The 15459-nt window shown below is 69.8% G+C and carries 13 protein-coding genes; 10 read left to right on the top strand and 3 right to left on the bottom strand.

Going from position 1 to position 15459, the window contains the following annotated elements:
* Nucleotides 1-34: 34 nt before the first annotated feature.
* Together OG780_RS28415 and OG780_RS28410 are read right to left on the bottom strand one after the other, a co-directional pair.
* Nucleotides 35-856 (bottom strand): EI24 domain-containing protein, encoded by an 822-nt coding sequence (locus OG780_RS28415; protein WP_328452845.1) that lies wholly within the window; start codon nt 854-856, stop codon nt 35-37.
* 147 nt (nt 857-1003) lie between these two features.
* Nucleotides 1004-2026, bottom strand: coding sequence for an NADP-dependent oxidoreductase (locus OG780_RS28410; protein ID WP_328452843.1), 1023 nt, complete (start codon nt 2024-2026; stop codon nt 1004-1006).
* A 110-nt stretch (nt 2027-2136) separates the two neighbouring features.
* Between OG780_RS28410 and OG780_RS28405 the strand changes: the two genes are divergently transcribed.
* Nucleotides 2137-2625 carry a MarR family winged helix-turn-helix transcriptional regulator gene (locus tag OG780_RS28405; protein WP_328452841.1) on the top strand — a complete coding sequence of 163 codons (489 nt, stop codon included), beginning with the start codon at nt 2137-2139 and terminating at the stop codon, nt 2623-2625.
* A 115-nt stretch (nt 2626-2740) separates the two neighbouring features.
* Here the strand turns inward: OG780_RS28405 and OG780_RS28400 are convergent, their stop codons facing one another.
* Nucleotides 2741-3493, bottom strand: coding sequence for an SCO2400 family protein (locus OG780_RS28400; RefSeq protein ID WP_328452839.1), 753 nt, complete (start codon nt 3491-3493; stop codon nt 2741-2743).
* 253 nt (nt 3494-3746) lie between these two features.
* Here OG780_RS28400 and OG780_RS28395 point away from each other — a divergent pair, with 253 nt between their 5' ends.
* The 9 genes from OG780_RS28395 to OG780_RS28355 all read left to right on the top strand — a co-directional run bounded on the left by OG780_RS28395 (nt 3747) and on the right by OG780_RS28355 (nt 15300).
* Nucleotides 3747-4904, top strand: a complete 1158-nt coding sequence (locus OG780_RS28395) for a mandelate racemase/muconate lactonizing enzyme family protein (RefSeq protein WP_328452837.1) — start codon at nt 3747-3749, stop codon at nt 4902-4904.
* Complete coding sequence (locus OG780_RS28390) at nt 4901-5905, top strand: zinc-dependent alcohol dehydrogenase (protein ID WP_328452835.1); 1005 nt, start codon at nt 4901-4903, stop codon at nt 5903-5905. Before OG780_RS28395 ends, OG780_RS28390 begins: the two co-directional genes overlap by 4 nt.
* Before the next feature lie 85 nt (nt 5906-5990).
* Nucleotides 5991-6992 carry a hypothetical protein gene (locus OG780_RS28385; protein ID WP_443062219.1) on the top strand — a complete coding sequence of 334 codons (1002 nt, stop codon included), beginning with the start codon at nt 5991-5993 and terminating at the stop codon, nt 6990-6992.
* Nucleotides 6993-7133: 141 nt separating this feature from the next.
* Nucleotides 7134-8246, top strand: a complete 1113-nt coding sequence (chvE, locus tag OG780_RS28380) for a multiple monosaccharide ABC transporter substrate-binding protein (RefSeq protein ID WP_443062218.1) — start codon at nt 7134-7136, stop codon at nt 8244-8246.
* Nucleotides 8247-8278: 32 nt separating this feature from the next.
* Nucleotides 8279-9829: a multiple monosaccharide ABC transporter ATP-binding protein gene (mmsA, locus tag OG780_RS28375; RefSeq protein ID WP_328452829.1), complete on the top strand. Its 1551-nt coding sequence runs from the start codon at nt 8279-8281 to the stop codon at nt 9827-9829.
* Nucleotides 9826-11070 (top strand): multiple monosaccharide ABC transporter permease, encoded by a 1245-nt coding sequence (gene mmsB / locus OG780_RS28370; RefSeq protein WP_328452827.1) that lies wholly within the window; start codon nt 9826-9828, stop codon nt 11068-11070. Before mmsA ends, mmsB begins: the two co-directional genes overlap by 4 nt.
* Before the next feature lie 55 nt (nt 11071-11125).
* A complete protein-coding gene (locus OG780_RS28365) occupies nt 11126-12271 on the top strand; it encodes an aldose epimerase family protein (RefSeq protein ID WP_328452825.1) in 1146 nt (381 codons plus the stop codon).
* A gap of 161 nt (nt 12272-12432) precedes the next feature.
* Entirely contained in the window at nt 12433-14127 is a 1695-nt protein-coding gene (locus OG780_RS28360; protein ID WP_328452823.1) for a pyridoxal phosphate-dependent aminotransferase, read from the top strand.
* Between the two features lie 381 nt (nt 14128-14508).
* Complete coding sequence (locus tag OG780_RS28355; RefSeq protein ID WP_328452821.1) at nt 14509-15300, top strand: intradiol ring-cleavage dioxygenase; 792 nt, start codon at nt 14509-14511, stop codon at nt 15298-15300.
* Nucleotides 15301-15459: the final 159 nt, after the last annotated feature.

Raw genomic sequence — 15459 nt, 5'->3', positions numbered from 1 at the left:
GGAGCGGGCGTGACGGCGACGGGGAGCGTCCCGGTCACGAGGTGGCGCTGTGCTCCTCGGACGCCCCGTCGGAGGCCGTGTCGGAGTCCTCGTCCGCGTCGCCCTCGCGGATCTCCTCGCCGAGCAGGTCCCGGGCCATCAGCGTGGCGCCCGCGACGGCCCCCGGCATCAGGAACACCGCGACGAACGGAACGAGGAAGGCGAGACCCAGCGGGGTGCCGAAGCCCCAGACCAGTGTCTTGCGGGAGCGGAGCAGCGCGAGGCGCGCCCGGAGGTCGACGTCGCGGCGCTGCAGGGCGACGGCGACGAGTTCCTCGGTGAGGAAGAAGCCCGTGACGAAGAAGCCGAGCACCGGGACGACGGTCTGGCCGATGAGCGGGACGAAGCCGAGCGCGAGAAGGAGGACCCCCCACACGAGGGCCCGCGCGAGGACGCGGAGGCTGTCGCGCGCGGAGATCCACAGCTCGCGCCAGAGCGGCAGACCGGACTCGGGGGCCGTGCCGTCCGGGGACACGTCGCGGTCGACCTTCTCCGAGAGGCTCTCGTAGAAGGGCTGGCCTATGAGCAGGGTGACCGCGGTGAAGGTGAGGACGGCGAGGAGGAGTGCCAGGGCGAACAGGACGGCGGTGAGGAAGCCGCGGAAGAGGCCCTCCCAGGGGCTGCTCCAGTCGTCCGCGAACGGCGTCGCCCAGGTGACGAACCCCTCCCCGTACATGCCGAGGGCGACGAGCGCCGCCGCGTAGAGCACGAGCGTGATGAGCCCCGGCAGCAGCCCGAACCCGAAACTCTTCCCGTGCCGGGCCACCCATCTCTGGCCGCGCAGCAGATAGCCGAAACCCACCCCAAGATCGCGCATGGGGAGACCCTATCGGGGTGCCGCTCCGGGCCACAGCCCGCGGTGGCGGCGGCCCTCGCCGCCCCGGGCGGCCTGGGGCGGCCCGGGGCGGCCCGGGCGTCCAGGGGGCGCCCTGAGCGGTCCCGGACTGCCCGGCGCCGACTCCGGTCAGAGCTTGACGATCATCTTTCCGATGTTGTCGCCGCGCAGGACGCCGAAGAACGCCTCCAGATTGTTCTCGATGCCCTCGACGACCGTCTCGGCGTACTTCAGCTCGCCGGAGCGGATCCAGGCGCCGACCTCCTGGACGAACTCCTGCTGGAGGTCGTAGTTGTCGCCGACGAGGAAGCCCTGGATGCGGCCGCGGGTCTGGATCAGCCGGGCCAGGTTCCGGGGGCCGGGGGCGGGCTCGGTGTTGTTGTAGACGGAGATCATGCCGCAGATCGCGATACGGCCGTCCCGGTTCAGCGAGCCGATGGCCGCCTCCAGGTGGTCACCGCCCACGTTGTCGAAGTAGACGTCGACGCCGTCGGGCGCGGCCTCGCGCAGCTGCTGGGAGACCGGGCCGTTCTTGTAGTTGAAGGCGGCGTCGAAGCCGTACTCCTCGACGAGCAGTTTGACCTTCTCGTCGGACCCGGCGGAGCCGATGACGCGCGAGGCGCCCTTGAGCCGGGCGATCTGGCCCACCTGGCTGCCGACGGCACCGGCGGCGCCGGACACGAAGACGGAGTCGCCCTCCTTGAAGGAGGCGGTGCGCAGGAGACCGGCGTACGCGGTGAGGCCGGTCATGCCGAGGACGCCGAGGTACGTCGACAGCGGCGCGGCCTGCGGGTCCACCTTGACGGCCTGCTTGGCGTCCACGACGGCGTACTCGCGCCAGCCGAGGAAGTGCAGCACGTGGTCGCCGGCCTCGATGCCCTCGGCGTTCGAGGCGATGACCTCGCCGACCGCGCCGCCCTGCATGGTCTCGCCGAGCTCGAAGGGGGCGACGTAGGACTTGGCGGCGCTCATACGGCCGCGCATGTACGGGTCGACGGAGACGTAGGCGTTCCGGACCAGGACCTCGCCCGGACCCGGCTGCCGGACCTCGGCCTCGGCCAGGGCGAAGTCGGCGGGCTGGGGCCAGCCGACCGGGCGGCTGACCAGGTGCCATTCACGGCCGGTGGAGGGAAGCTGGGGGGTCTCGGACATGAGGGTGCGCCTTTCACGGTGACCGGTGAGCGGATCTAATGCTTCAGTACCTGAAACAACCATGCGCCTGAATATTTCATGATGTCAAGTAACGCGATAGGATCGGGAGCATGGCCACCCACAAGAGACCACGGATCGACCCCCTGACCATGGAGGTCGTCGAGTTGATCGGCACGGTCGTGGCCCGCTACCACGAGGAGTACGAGGACGCGGCCGCCGCTCACGCCCTCACCGGCGCGCAGGCGCGGCTGCTGAGCCTGCTCTCGCTGGAGCCGCTGCCGATGCGCCGTCTGGCGCAGAAGCTGAGGTGCGAGCCGTCGAACGTCACGGGGATCGTGGACCGGCTGGAGACACGGGGGCTGGTGGAGCGCCGCCCCGACCCGGCGGACCGCCGGGTGAAACTGGCGGCGGCGACGGCCGAGGGCCGCAGGATCGCCGGAGGGCTGCGCGACTCGCTCGACTTCGCCCGCGAGCCCCTGGCGGAGCTCTCGGACCAGGAACGGCTGTCGCTGCGCGACCTGCTGCTCCGCATGCTGGGCGAGGCCCCCGACACCCCGGCGACAGCGGCTGAGACCCGGCGCCCCGGCGACAGGGACTGAGACGCGGGCGCCCTCGACCGCGGGCCGGCCGGCGCACGGCGGGCCGCGGGCAGCGACGGGCTCCGCCCGGAGGGCACCGGGGCCGGAAGGGGTCACCCCCTGCCGGGCGACCCGCCTACGAGCACCACCACAGGAAGCGGTTGCAGTCGTCCGAGGACGAGGGCGTCGGCGTAGGTGCCGACGCCGTCGGGTCCGTACTGGCGGGAGCCGACGCGCCCGAGCCCGCGGAGGCGGTCGCCGGGGCCGAGGTGGAGTGACCCGGGCGGGTGCCGAGGGTCGGGGATCCGGCACCCCCGGTGCTCTTCTCGCTCGTCGCGGTGGGAGACGCGGAGGCGGAGGCGGAGGGGGATCCGGAAGCCGACGCGGAGGAGCCCGGCGTGCGGCCGGCCGAGGGGGACTTGGAGGGGGCCTTCTTCGGGAGCGAGGACGCCGCCGGCGAGGCCGAGCCGTCGGGCGACTCCGCCGCCGCGGGGCTGGGGCCGAGACCGGGCGCGTCGACGCCGAGTTCGGCGAGGCTCAGACCGCCGGCCGCGAGGACGAAGCCCACGGCTATGTACAGGGTGCGGCGGCGACGTCGGCGATGCGCGGCCGCCTTGCGGTCGCGCCGGCTGGCGCCGGCCGGAGCCCGCGGGTCACCCGGACTCCCGGCCTCCGCGTCCAGGACACGGCCCCCGCGTCGCCGCGCGGCCCGGCGGGAGCGCCACTCGACGTCACCGTCCGCGCCGTGGCGCGCGTCGGCGTCCGCGCCCGTCGGCGGGCGCGCGCCGACCTCTTCGGTGTCCGCGCCGAGTTCGTCGACCGGGGTGCCGCACCCGGGACAGGCGAGGGCGCCGTTGAGGTGCCTGCGGCACACGTGGCAGTAGTCCATGACGCGGGAAGACTAGGGTCACCGCCGGTAACGTTCCTAGGCGCAGTTGTGAAGATGTTGTGCGGAATCCAGTATTCCGGTCCGTCGGACACCGACACCCCCGAACATTCCCCGCCATCCTGCGCCCATCGCATCGAAACCGTTATGTGCGCGACCCATTGACACCTCCCGGGCCACGTCCTTACTGTCACGCCAGCATTTCGAACGTGTGACGAAATTTCGAACAGAGCTGAAAGCACAGGGGGCATCTGCCGTGCGCATCACGGGAATCACCACACACGTGGTCGGGACACCCTGGAGGAACCTGACCTACGTCCAGGTGCACACCGACGAGGGCATCACCGGCGTCGGCGAGACCCGCATGCTGGGCCACACCGACGCGCTGCTCGGTTACCTGCACGAGGCACAGGCCAACCATATTCTCGGCTCCGACCCGTTCGCCGTCGAGGACCTGGTCCGCCGGATGAAGTACGGCGACTACGGGCGCGCCGGCGAGATCGTGATGTCCGGCATCGCGGTCATCGAGATGGCCTGCTGGGACATCAAGGGCAAGGCGCTCGGGGTGCCGGTATGGCAGCTCCTCGGCGGCAAGGTCACCGACAAGGTGAAGGCGTACGCCAACGGCTGGTACACCACCGAACGCACCCCGGAGGCCTACCACAAGGCCGCCCAGGAGGTCGTCGCGCGGGGCTACAAGGCCCTCAAGATCGACCCCTTCGGCACCGGGCACTTCGAGCTCGACCACGAGGCCACGCTGTACTCGGTGTCGCTCATCGAGGCGGTGCGCGACGCGATCGGGCCCGAGACCGAGCTGATGCTGGAGATGCACGGCCGCTTCTCGCCGGCCACCGCCGTCCGGCTGGCCCGCGAGCTCGCGCCCTTCAAGCCCGCGTGGCTGGAGGAGCCGGTGCCGCCGGAGAACCTCAAGGCGCTGGAGAAGGTGGCCGCCAAGGTCGACATGCCGGTCGCCACGGGCGAACGGATCCACGACCGCATCGAGTTCCGCGAGCTCTTCGAGAGCCAGGCGGTCGACATCATCCAGCCCGACGTCGGCCACATCGGCGGCATCTGGGAGACCCGCAAGCTCGCCGCCACCGCCGAGGCGCACTACGTCCTGGTCGCGCCGCACAACGTCGGCGGCCCGGTCCTGACCGCCGCCTCCCTCCAGGTCGGCTTCACCTCGCCGAACTTCAAGATCCTGGAGCACTTCAACGACTTCGCCGACGCGGAGATCAAGAAGGTCGTCAAGGGTGCCCCGCAGGTCGTGGACGGCTACTTCGAGCTGTCCCACGAGCCGGGGCTCGGCGTCGAGCTGGACGTCGACGCGGCGGCCGAGTTCCCCCAGCAGCAGGCCCGGTTCGACCTGTGGGCCGACGGCTGGGAGCAGCGCAAGCCCAAGGGGGCGAAGTGAGCACCGCGGTCGTCGTCGAGGGTCCGGGCGAGCACCGTCTGGCCCCGCACGAGCCGGTCCCGCCGTCGGCGGGCGAGGCGCTCGTGCGGGTGCACGCGGTCGGCATCTGCGGCAGCGACCGCGAGGTCTACCAGGGCAACCGGCCCGAGGGGTACGTCCGCTACCCCCTGACCCCGGGCCACGAGTGGTCCGGGACCGTCGAGGAGGTCGGCGCCGGTGTCCCGGCGACGCTGGTCGGCCGCAAGGTCGTCGGCGAGGGCTTCCGCAACTGCCAGGTCTGCGACCGTTGCCACGCGGGCGAGACAACGTTGTGCACGGCCGGGTACGAGGAGACGGGTTTCACCGTCCCCGGTGCCATGGCGGGCACGCTGACGCTGCCGGCCCGGCTGCTGCACGTCCTGCCCGACGACGCCGATCTGACGGCCGCCGCCCTGCTGGAGCCGGCCGCCTGCATCGCGGCCGCCGCGCTCAAGGCGAACGCCCGGCCCGGCGAGCGCGTGGCCGTGGTGGGCACCGGGACGCTCGGGATGTTCGCCGTGCAGTTCCTGAAGGCGGGTTCCCCGGCCGAGCTGCTCGTGGTGGGCACCCGCCCGGACCGGGCCGCGCTGTCGAGGGACTTCGGCGCCACCGACTTCCGCACCAGGGACCAGGAACTCCCGGACGACTTCGACGTCGCGATCGAGACCGCCGGGTCCGCGTCCGCCGCGCGCACCGCCGCCTCCCTGCTGCGGCGCGGCGGGCGCCTGGTCCTCACGGGGATCCCGGCGCCGGGTGCCGAGGGTCTCGACCCGACCGATCTCGTCGTACGGCAGCTGGAGGTGCACACCGTGTTCGGGGCGCCGCCGGAGGCCTGGGCGCACACGGTGCGGGTCTTCGGGGCGGGACTGCTGAACCCGTCGCCGCTGGTGACGCACGAGCTGCCGCTCGCCGCGTTCCCGGAGGCCATCGACCTGGTGGGTTCCGGTGATCCCAAGGTCGGCAAGGTCCTGCTGAGGCCGTGACCCTCCGAGCCGTGCGCCGGTACGGGGTTTCCTGACGGTCCCGTACCGGCGCACACCAGGCCCCGCGCGCCCAACGTCACGAACCATGCCCGAAATATCGAACAATGAAGGACAGCTTGTGACCGACGCCTCTCCCACGGCGCCCCGTCGCCCCGGCGAGCCGGCCCTGGCCGCACTCGGCCTGGCCGCGCCCGCCCTCTCCCCCGACGACGCCTCGCCGCACACCTTCCCCGGAGGCGGCCGCTGGCGCACCGAGGTCCCCTCCGTGGAGGGGCCCGAGGCGCTCGCCGTGGTCCTCAAGGAGGCCTCGCGGCTCGACGTGCCGATCCACCGGATCAGCCAGGGCAGCGGTATCTGGATGCTCACCGACGCCGAGATCACCGAGATGGTCGAGGCCACCGGCGAACGCGACATCGAGCTCTGCCTGTTCACCGGTCCCCGCGGCAACTGGGACATCGGCGCCTCGGTCCGCACCGACTCGCGCGGCGCCGGGCTGCGCGCCCGCGGCCACGACGCGGTGGCGGGCTGCGTCGAGGACGCCGTCCGGGCGACGGAGCTGGGCGTCAAGTGCCTGCTCGTCGCCGACGAGGGCGTGCTGTGGACGCTGCACCGGGCGCGGGTCGCCGGGATCCTCCCGACCGACACGACGTTCAAGGTCTCGGCGCTGATCGGTCCGGTCAACCCGGCCTCGTACGCCGTGTACGAGAAGCTCGGCGGTGACTCGCTGAACGTGCCGAGCGATCTGACGCTCGATCACCTCACCGAGATCCGGCGGGTCTCCGCCGCCCCCATGGACATGTACATCGAGGCCCCCGACGATCTCGGCGGGTACATCCGGATGTACGAGGTCGCCGAGCTGATCCGGCGCGGCGCACCGCTGTATCTGAAGTTCGGGCTGTCCAAGACCCCCGGGATCTACCCGTACGGACACCATCTGCGGGACCTGACCCTGAGCACGGCCCGGGAACGGGTGCGGCGCGGCCGGCTCGCCCTTGACCTGCTGTCACGGCACGGAGCGGGCGGCGACATGGCCCCGCTCGGCTCCCGCCTGCCCGGCACGCTCTCCCGGTTCGACACTCCCTCATAACGTTCGGACAAACCCCCTTCACACAAGCAGACACAGTCGCGCACAATCCAACACACCTTCTCGGCCTTCCTCTCTCAAAGCTCCCGGAGCTTCCGAGTTCCGCGAGACCGAGCCCGGTCCAAGACATCAAGGATGATGATCATGCGTAACCGCAGAGCCGCCCTCACCGCCATAGCCGGAGCCGCCTCCCTCGCCCTCGCCCTGACCGCCTGCGGCCAGAACGGCGACGGCGGCAGCAAGGACAAGTCGGGAGACACCAAGGGCGCCACGATCGGCATCTCGATGCCGACGAAGTCCTCCGAGCGCTGGATCGGCGACGGCAACAACGTGGTCAAGGACCTTGAGGCCAAGGGCTACAAGACCAAGCTCGCGTTCGGTGAGGACGACCCGGACCAGCAGGTCTCGCAGATCGAGAACATGATCACGCAGGGTGTGAAGGCCCTGATCATCGCGGCCATCGACAACAAGTCGATGAACAACGTGCTCCAGCAGGCCGCCGACGCGAACATCCCGGTCATCTCCTACGACCGCCTGATCCTCGGCACCAAGAACGTCGACTACTACGCGTCCTTCGACAACTCGAAGGTCGGCGAGCTCCAGGGCAACTACATCCTGCAGAAGCTCGGTCTCGCGGACGGCTCCAAGAAGGGCCCGTTCAACGTCGAGCTCTTCGCCGGCTCGAACGACGACAACAACACGAAGTACTTCTTCGGCGGCGCGATGAAGGTCCTGCAGCCGTACATCGACAAGAAGCAGCTCGTCGTCAAGTCCGGCCAGACCGCGCTGAACCAGGTCACCACCCTGCGCTGGGACGGCGGCACCGCCCAGAAGCGCATGGACGACATCCTGACCTCGTCGTACAAGAGCGCCCGGGTCGACGCGGTGCTCTCGCCCTACGACGGCATCTCGATCGGCATCCTGTCCGCGCTGAAGTCGGACGACTACGGCTCCAAGAGCAAGCCGCTGCCGGTCGTCACCGGCCAGGACGCCGAGCTCGCGTCGGTGAAGTCGATCATCGCGGACGAGCAGACGATGACCGTCTACAAGGACACCCGCGAGCTCGCGAAGGTCGCCGGGAACATGGTCGACGCCGCGCTCAAGGGCAAGAAGCCCGAGCTCAACGACACCACGACGTACGACAACGGCACCAAGGTCGTTCCCGCCTACCTGCTGCAGCCGGTCGGCGTCGACAAGAGCAACTACGAGAAGGAGCTCGTCGGCACGGGCTACTACAAGGACAGCGACCTCAAGTAACCGCCACCCCCTAGTGATTGGAAGGCACGACCATGGCGGGACCCGTCCTGGAAATGCGCTCGATCGTCAAGACCTTTCCCGGCGTCAAGGCGCTCTCGGACGTCACTCTGACCGTCCAGCAGGGCGAGGTCCACGCCATCTGCGGCGAGAACGGCGCCGGCAAGTCGACCCTCATGAAGGTCCTCTCCGGCGTCCACCCGAGCGGCAGCTACGAAGGGGACATCCTCTTCGAGGGGGAGGTCTGCTCCTTCAAGGACATCAGGGCCAGTGAGCACCACGGCATCGTGATCATCCACCAGGAACTGGCCCTGGTGCCCTACCTCTCCATCGCGGAGAACATCTTCCTCGGCAACGAGCACGCCACGCGCGGGTTCATCAGCTGGACCGAGACGCTGCGCCACGCCGCCGAACTGCTGCGGCGGGTCGGACTCGACGAGAACCCGCAGACCCGCGTCGCCGACATCGGCGTGGGAAAGCAGCAGCTCGTCGAGATCGCGAAGGCGCTGTCGAAGAAGGTGAAGCTGCTCATCCTCGATGAGCCGACGGCCGCCCTGAACGACGAGGACAGCGGCAAACTCCTCGATCTCATCCTGGAGCTGAAGGCTCAGGGCATCACCTCGATCATCATCTCGCACAAGCTGAACGAGATCGAGCGGGTCGCCGACTCGGTGACCATCCTGCGTGACGGGCGGACGATCGAGACGCTCGACGTGAAGGCCCCGGAGACCACCGAGGACCGGATCATCAGCGGCATGGTCGGCCGCGACCTCGAACACCGCTTCCCGGAGCGGACGCCGCACGAGCCGGAGGCGGGCGCCGCGCCCGCCCTGGAGATCCGCGACTGGACCGTGTTCCACCCGATCGACCAGCAGCGCAAGGTGGTCGACGATGTGTCGATCTCCGTGCGGCGCGGTGAGATCGTCGGCATCGCGGGGCTCATGGGCGCCGGCCGCACCGAACTGGCGATGAGCGTCTTCGGGCGCTCATACGGCCGGTACGCGGGCGGCACGGTGGTCAGGGACGGCCAGGAGATCCGTACGAAGTCCGTGTCCGAAGCGGTCAAGCACGGGATCGCGTACGTCACCGAGGACCGCAAGCACTACGGCCTCAACCTCATCGACACCATCAACCGCAACATCACGCTCAGCGCCCTGAACAAGGTCGCGAAGCGCGGTGTGGTCGACGAGCACGAGGAGCGGCAGGTCTCCGAGGGCTTCCGCACCTCCATGAACATCAAGGCGCCGACCGTCTTCGAGCCGGTGGGCAAGCTGTCCGGCGGCAACCAGCAGAAGGTCGTCCTCAGCAAGTGGATCTTCGCCGGCCCCGAGGTGCTGATCCTCGACGAGCCGACCCGCGGGATCGACGTGGGCGCCAAGTTCGAGATCTACACGGTCATCGACAAGCTGGCGGCCGAGGGCAAGGCGGTCGTCTTCATCTCCTCCGAGCTGCCGGAGCTGCTCGGTATGTGCGACCGCATCTACACGATGGCCGCGGGACGGCTGACGGGTGAGTTCTCGCGGGCGGAGGCCTCGCAGGAAACGCTGATGCGCCAGATGACGAAGGACAAAGAGGTAACCCGATGAGCACGGATGTGACCGCCAAGACGCCGGCCCCGGCGCCGGCCGGAAAGAGCGGCCCGGACACGGGAGAGAACCTGCTTCAGCTGATGCTGAACGGCATGCGCCGCAACATGCGGCAGTACGGCATGCTGTTCGCCCTCGGTCTGATCGTGGTGCTGTTCGCCGTGTGGACCGGCGGCGACCTGCTGCTGCCGCGCAACGTCTCCAACCTGGTGCTGCAGAACAGCTACATCCTGATCCTCGCGATCGGCATGATGCTCGTCATCATCGCGGGCCACATCGACCTGTCGGTCGGCTCGCTGACGGCGTTCGTGGGCGCGGTGGGAGCCGTGCTGATGGTCAACCACGACATCCCGTGGCCCATAGCCGTGGTGCTGTGCCTGGCCATGGGCGCGATGGCGGGCGCGGCGCAGGGCTTCCTCATCGCGTATGCCGGCATACCGTCGTTCATCGTGACCCTGGCGGGCATGCTGACCTTCCGCGGTCTGACCGAGATCTTCCTCGAGGGCCAGACGATCGGTCCGTTCCCCGAGGGCCTGCAGAAGGTCGCCAACAGCTTCCTGCCCGAGGTCGGACCCACCACCAACTACCACAACCTCACACTGCTGCTCGGCATCGGCCTGATCGCGTTCGTGGTGTTCCAGGAGATCCGCGACCGCAAGCGGCAGCAGGAGTTCTCGCTCGACGTCCTGCCGAAGAACCTCTTCCTGCTCAAGCTCGTCGCGCTGGTTGCCGCCGTGCTCACCGTCACCATGCTGCTCGCCAGCTACAAGGGTGCTCCGGTGGTCCTGCTGATCCTCGGCGCCCTGGTCGCCGGCTTCGGCTACCTGATGCGCAACGCGGTCATCGGCCGGCACATCTACGCGATCGGCGGCAACCTTCCGGCGGCCAAGCTGTCGGGTGTGAAGGACAAGAAGGTCACCTTCCTGGTCTTCCTCAACATGGGCATGCTCGCCGCACTCGCGGGCCTGGTCTTCGCGGCCCGCTTCAACGCGGCCTCGCCGAAGGCGGGTCTGAACTTCGAACTCGAAGCCATCGCGGCCTCGTTCATCGGCGGTGCGTCGATGAGTGGCGGCGTGGGCACGGTCCTCGGCGCGATCATCGGTGGTCTCGTCCTGGGCGTGCTGAACAACGGAATGAACCTCGTCGGCATCGGCAGCGACTACCAGCAGGTCATCAAGGGTCTCGTCCTGCTGGCCGCGGTCGGGTTCGACGTGTGGAACAAGCGCAAGGTCGGTTCGTAAGTCAGCCGGGGCCCCGCCAGAAGGCGGGGCCCCTCCATTGGGCAGGAGCCGCAAAATGGAAACGAGCAGACGTACGGTCATCGCAGCGGCGGCGGCAGCGGGGTTAACCGCGGCCACCATCGGCACGGCGCACGCAGCGGGCGGCAGCAAGCCCGTGAGGGAACTCTTCGGCAAACTCGCCGACGGCACCAAGGTCCACCGGTGGTCGCTGGCGAACGGCGGGACACGACTCAAGGTCCTGTCCTACGGCGGAATCGTCCAGTCCCTGGAGATCCCCGACCGGCACGGCCGGTACAGGAACGTCTCGCTGGGCTTCGACAACATCGACGACTACGTCGCCAAGACCCCGTACTTCGGCGCCCTGATCGGCCGGTACGGAAACCGCATAGGCAAGGGGCAGTTCACCCTCGACGGCACGAGCCACCAGCTCTCCGTCAACGACGGTGTCAACAGCCTGCACGGCGGCGCCAAGGGCTTCGACAAGCACGTCTGGGACGTGGAGGGCTTCACCTCGGGCTCCGACGTCGGACTCGTCCTGCACTACACCAGCATCGACGGCGAGATGGGCTACCCGGGCACGCTCAGGGCGAAGGTCACCTACACCCTGACCCGGAACGGCGACTGGCGCATCGACTACGAGGCCACCACCGACAAGGCCACCGTCGTCAACCTCACCAGCCATGTGTACTGGAACCTCGCCGGTGAGGGCAGCGGCTCGATCTACGACCACGAGCTCGAGATCGCGGCCTCCCGCTACACCCCCGTCGACTCGGGCCTGATCCCCACCGGGGAACTCGCGAAGGTCGCCGGCACCCCCTTCGACTTCCGCCGGACCAAGACCGTCGGCCGCGACATCCGGGTGGCCCACCAGCAGCTCCTGTACGGCAAGGGCATCGACCACAACTGGGTCCTCGACAAGGGAATCACGGCGAGGCCCGAGCGTGTCGCGACGCTCCGCGACCCCTCCTCCGGCCGCACCCTGACGATCGCGTCGAACGAGCCCGGCCTCCAGTTCTACTCGGGCAACTTCCTCGACGGCACCCTGGTCGGCACCGGCGGTCACATCTACCGTCAGGGCGACGCCCTGTGCCTGGAGACCCAGCACTTCCCGGACTCCCCGAACCAGCCGTCGTTCCCTTCGACGGTGCTGCGGCCGGGGCAGACCTACCGGACCAGCACGGTCCACTCGTTCGGCGCGTGACACGACCTCACAGCCGGTTCACAAAATCCGCACGACCTCACAACGATTGAACAGCGCCACATCCGTATCCGTATGAGAGGGCGGCCCGTGCTCCCCCGCGCGGGCCACCCAAAGAACGGGGGCCCGTCCTCCCCAGCGGGCTCGCCTTATACGGAGGTTCCATGGCCGGCAATGTCACCTCGCTCTTTCGCGGCACCGCGGCGCACAGCCCGTCGATGGCCGCACTGACGCGGGAGGGCGACGGAGCCGGCCCGGTTGACTTCTGTATCCCCTGCAACCCGTACTTCCCCACGCCCGCGATGTTCGACGAACTCGCGGGCCGGCTGCGCGAGATCATCACCTATTACCCGAGCAGCGCCGACACGATCACCAGCGAGCTGTGTTCGCTGCTCCAACTTCCGCCGCAGTGCGTCGCGATGGGCAACGGTTCGACCGAACTCATCACCTGGATCGATCACTTGCTGGTCCGTGAGTCCCTCGCGATACCCGTCCCCACGTTCGGCCGCTGGACCGACCAGCCCATGGAGACCGGCAAGCGGGTCGACATGTTCCCGCTCCAGGAGTCCACCGGCTTCGCGCTCGACCTCGCCTCGTACGCCAAGTTCATCCGCTCGCGCGGTACCAAGGTCGCCGTCATCTGCAACCCGAACAACCCCGACGGCGGCTTCCTGCCGCGCCAGTCGGTCATCCAGTTCATGGACGCGATGGCCGACCTGGACCTGGTCGTCATCGACGAGTCCTTCCTGGAGTTCGCCGACGCCGAGTCGGAGCCCAGCGTGGTCGAGGACGCGGTCATGCGGCCCAACGTCATCGTGCTGCGCAGCCTCGGCAAGAACTTCGGCCTGCACGGCATCCGCTTCGGCTACATGGTCGCCAACCCCTCGCTCGCGGGCAAGGTCCGCTCGATGCTGCCGAAGTGGAACCTCAACTCCTTCGCGGAGACCGTGGTGTTCATGCTCAAGAACCACGGCAAGGAGTACATGGAGAGCCTGCACATGGTCCGCCGTGACCGGCTCGACATGGCCCGCCAGCTCTCCGCGCTGCCCGGTCTGACGATCTACCCCTCGCAGGGCAACTTCCTGTTCGTACGTCTTCCCGTCGGCGCCGAAGGCACCGTGGTCCGGGACCGGCTGCTCACCGAGCACCGCATCCTGGTCCGCGAGTGCGGAAACAAGGTCGGCTCGTCCAGCCGCTTCCTGAGACTCGTGGTACGCCCCCAGTCGGATGTACGCCGCCTGGTGGCCGGCCTGGAACAGGTCCTCTTCGGGTCCAGACAGGAAACCGCCGTACCCGAGCTGAGCAACGGGACCGGCTACGGCTCGGGTACCGCCATGGTGGACCGTCTCGTCGGCGCCACCAACGGAGCCGGCATGCAGGGGCTGGCCGCGCAGGCGAACGCGTGGCCCGGACAGCCCGCCCCGGCGGTCCCCCAGCCGGTGGCCGCCGCCGCCCCGCAGCCCAGCCTGCCGTCCGCTCCCCAGCCGCGGCCCGCCGCTTCGCCCTACCCGGCCCAGCAGCCCGCCGCCGCCCCGGGCTATCCCGCCCCGCAGCAGCCCCTGGCGGCCCAGGGCTACCCCGCCCCGCAGCCCGCCAGCTGGCCGGCCGCGGCCCAGAGCCCGGGGGCGATGCCGGCCCAGATGCCGCCCGCCGCCATGCAGGCACCGGCCCCCTCGCCCGGGCTCCAGCCGGCCGCCCAGACGGGCATGCCCGGCATGGCGGGCGGCGCCTCCATGGGCGCGCAGGGCGGCCTGACGGCGGCCCAGGTCCGCGGCAGGACACAGCCGGAACCTCCCCCACCGCAGCCGAGCGGCGGCTGGGGAGCCGTGGGCGCCATGCTGTACAACCAGGCCGGATAGGCCACTCATACCGCCGCGCGGGATCCGCGCGGCCGGCCTCCCCACAGGCCGGGCGGGACCCCCGCGTGGCCGGCCTCCCCACGGGCCGGCCGCGGGGAACCGTCACGACCGAAGGCGCGGGCAGGGGCAGCGGTATCCCCGCCCGGCGCCCGAGGACCCTCGTGTCCCGCGCCGCGCTCCGGCGCCGGACCACACGGCGGAGCGCCGGGCGGATCGAACCCCCGGCGTCTCCGCTTCTTCCATGTCCCCGCCCTGTCCCCGCCCTGTCGCACCCCTGTGCGGCCTGCGGCCGGACAACGTGTCCGACATGGAACTTGACGCGCTGTCACTTTGCGGAACTGACAGCCGACCGACAGCAACGGTCCCTACGGTGCCGTGTTCATGACAGATTCCCCCACGAAAGACACGTCAGAGGCCCCTCTCGGGCGCCGGACCGTACTGATCGCCACGGGCGCCTCGGCCGCGGCACTCGCCGTGGCCGCCGCGGCACCCGTCGCCGCCACCCCCACCCCCGCCCCCGTCGCCGACCCGGCGGACGCGGCCCCCGCCGCGGCGGCCGTCTGCACCCTCACCAAGGAGATGACCGAAGGCCCTTACTACCTCGACGGCCAGCTCGTCCGCGCCGACGTCACCGAAGGCAAGGCGGGTGCCCCGCTCAAGCTGGTGCTCACCGTCGTCGACGACGACACCTGCGTGCCGATCAGCAACGCCCTCGTCGAGATCTGGCACTGCGACGCGCTCGGCGAGTACTCCGGCTTCGTCGGCAACAACGGCCACAGCGAGCCGGACGACGGCACGTTCCTGCGCGGCGGCGTCCTGACGAACACGTCCGGCGTCGCGAACATCACCACGATCTATCCCGGCTGGTACCGGGGCCGCTGCGTGCACATCCACGTCAAGGTGCACACCGGCGTCACCCTCACCTCCGACGGCTCCTTCACCGGCGGCAGGGAACTCCACACCGGCCAGCTCTTCTGCAGCGAGACGATCACCACGGCGATGGCCAGGGTGTCCCCGTACTCCACCAACACGGTCACCCGCACCACCCTCGCCCAGGACTCCATCTACGACGACGGAGGCGCCTCCTCCGGCCTCCTGACCCTGACGGCCCTCGGCAGCACCACCTCCGCCGGCTACACCGGCACCCTGACGCTCGGCGTCGAGACGAGCTGACCCGGACCCTCCCCCACGGAGGCCGGGGGCGGTCCGCGCACCCGCGGGCCGCCCCCGGCCGCGACCGTCGGGACGACAGAGTCCGGCCGCGGCCGTCAGGACGACGATCCCGGTCCGCGACCGGCGGGACGACGAAGCCGCCGCTTCCGGCTTGCCGCC

This window comes from Streptomyces sp. NBC_00386 (genome assembly GCF_036063235.1).
Lineage (GTDB): Bacteria > Actinomycetota > Actinomycetes > Streptomycetales > Streptomycetaceae > Streptomyces.
The sequence above is the reverse complement of the archived record's forward strand: the minus strand, read 5'-3'. Positions and strand labels throughout refer to the sequence as shown.

Coding starts and splice junctions, on each gene's coding strand:
- OG780_RS28415 (WP_328452845.1), bottom strand. CDS start 856: ATGCGCGATCTTGGGGTGGGTTTCGGCTATCTGCTGCGCGGCCAGAGA.
- OG780_RS28410 (WP_328452843.1), bottom strand. CDS start 2,026: ATGTCCGAGACCCCCCAGCTTCCCTCCACCGGCCGTGAATGGCACCTG.
- OG780_RS28405 (WP_328452841.1), top strand. CDS start 2,137: ATGGCCACCCACAAGAGACCACGGATCGACCCCCTGACCATGGAGGTC.
- OG780_RS28400 (WP_328452839.1), bottom strand. CDS start 3,493: ATGGACTACTGCCACGTGTGCCGCAGGCACCTCAACGGCGCCCTCGCC.
- OG780_RS28385 (WP_443062219.1), top strand. CDS start 5,991: ATGCCCGAAATATCGAACAATGAAGGACAGCTTGTGACCGACGCCTCT.
- chvE (WP_443062218.1), top strand. CDS start 7,134: ATGCGTAACCGCAGAGCCGCCCTCACCGCCATAGCCGGAGCCGCCTCC.
- mmsA (WP_328452829.1), top strand. CDS start 8,279: ATGGCGGGACCCGTCCTGGAAATGCGCTCGATCGTCAAGACCTTTCCC.
- mmsB (WP_328452827.1), top strand. CDS start 9,826: ATGAGCACGGATGTGACCGCCAAGACGCCGGCCCCGGCGCCGGCCGGA.
- OG780_RS28365 (WP_328452825.1), top strand. CDS start 11,126: ATGGAAACGAGCAGACGTACGGTCATCGCAGCGGCGGCGGCAGCGGGG.
- OG780_RS28360 (WP_328452823.1), top strand. CDS start 12,433: ATGGCCGGCAATGTCACCTCGCTCTTTCGCGGCACCGCGGCGCACAGC.
- OG780_RS28355 (WP_328452821.1), top strand. CDS start 14,509: ATGACAGATTCCCCCACGAAAGACACGTCAGAGGCCCCTCTCGGGCGC.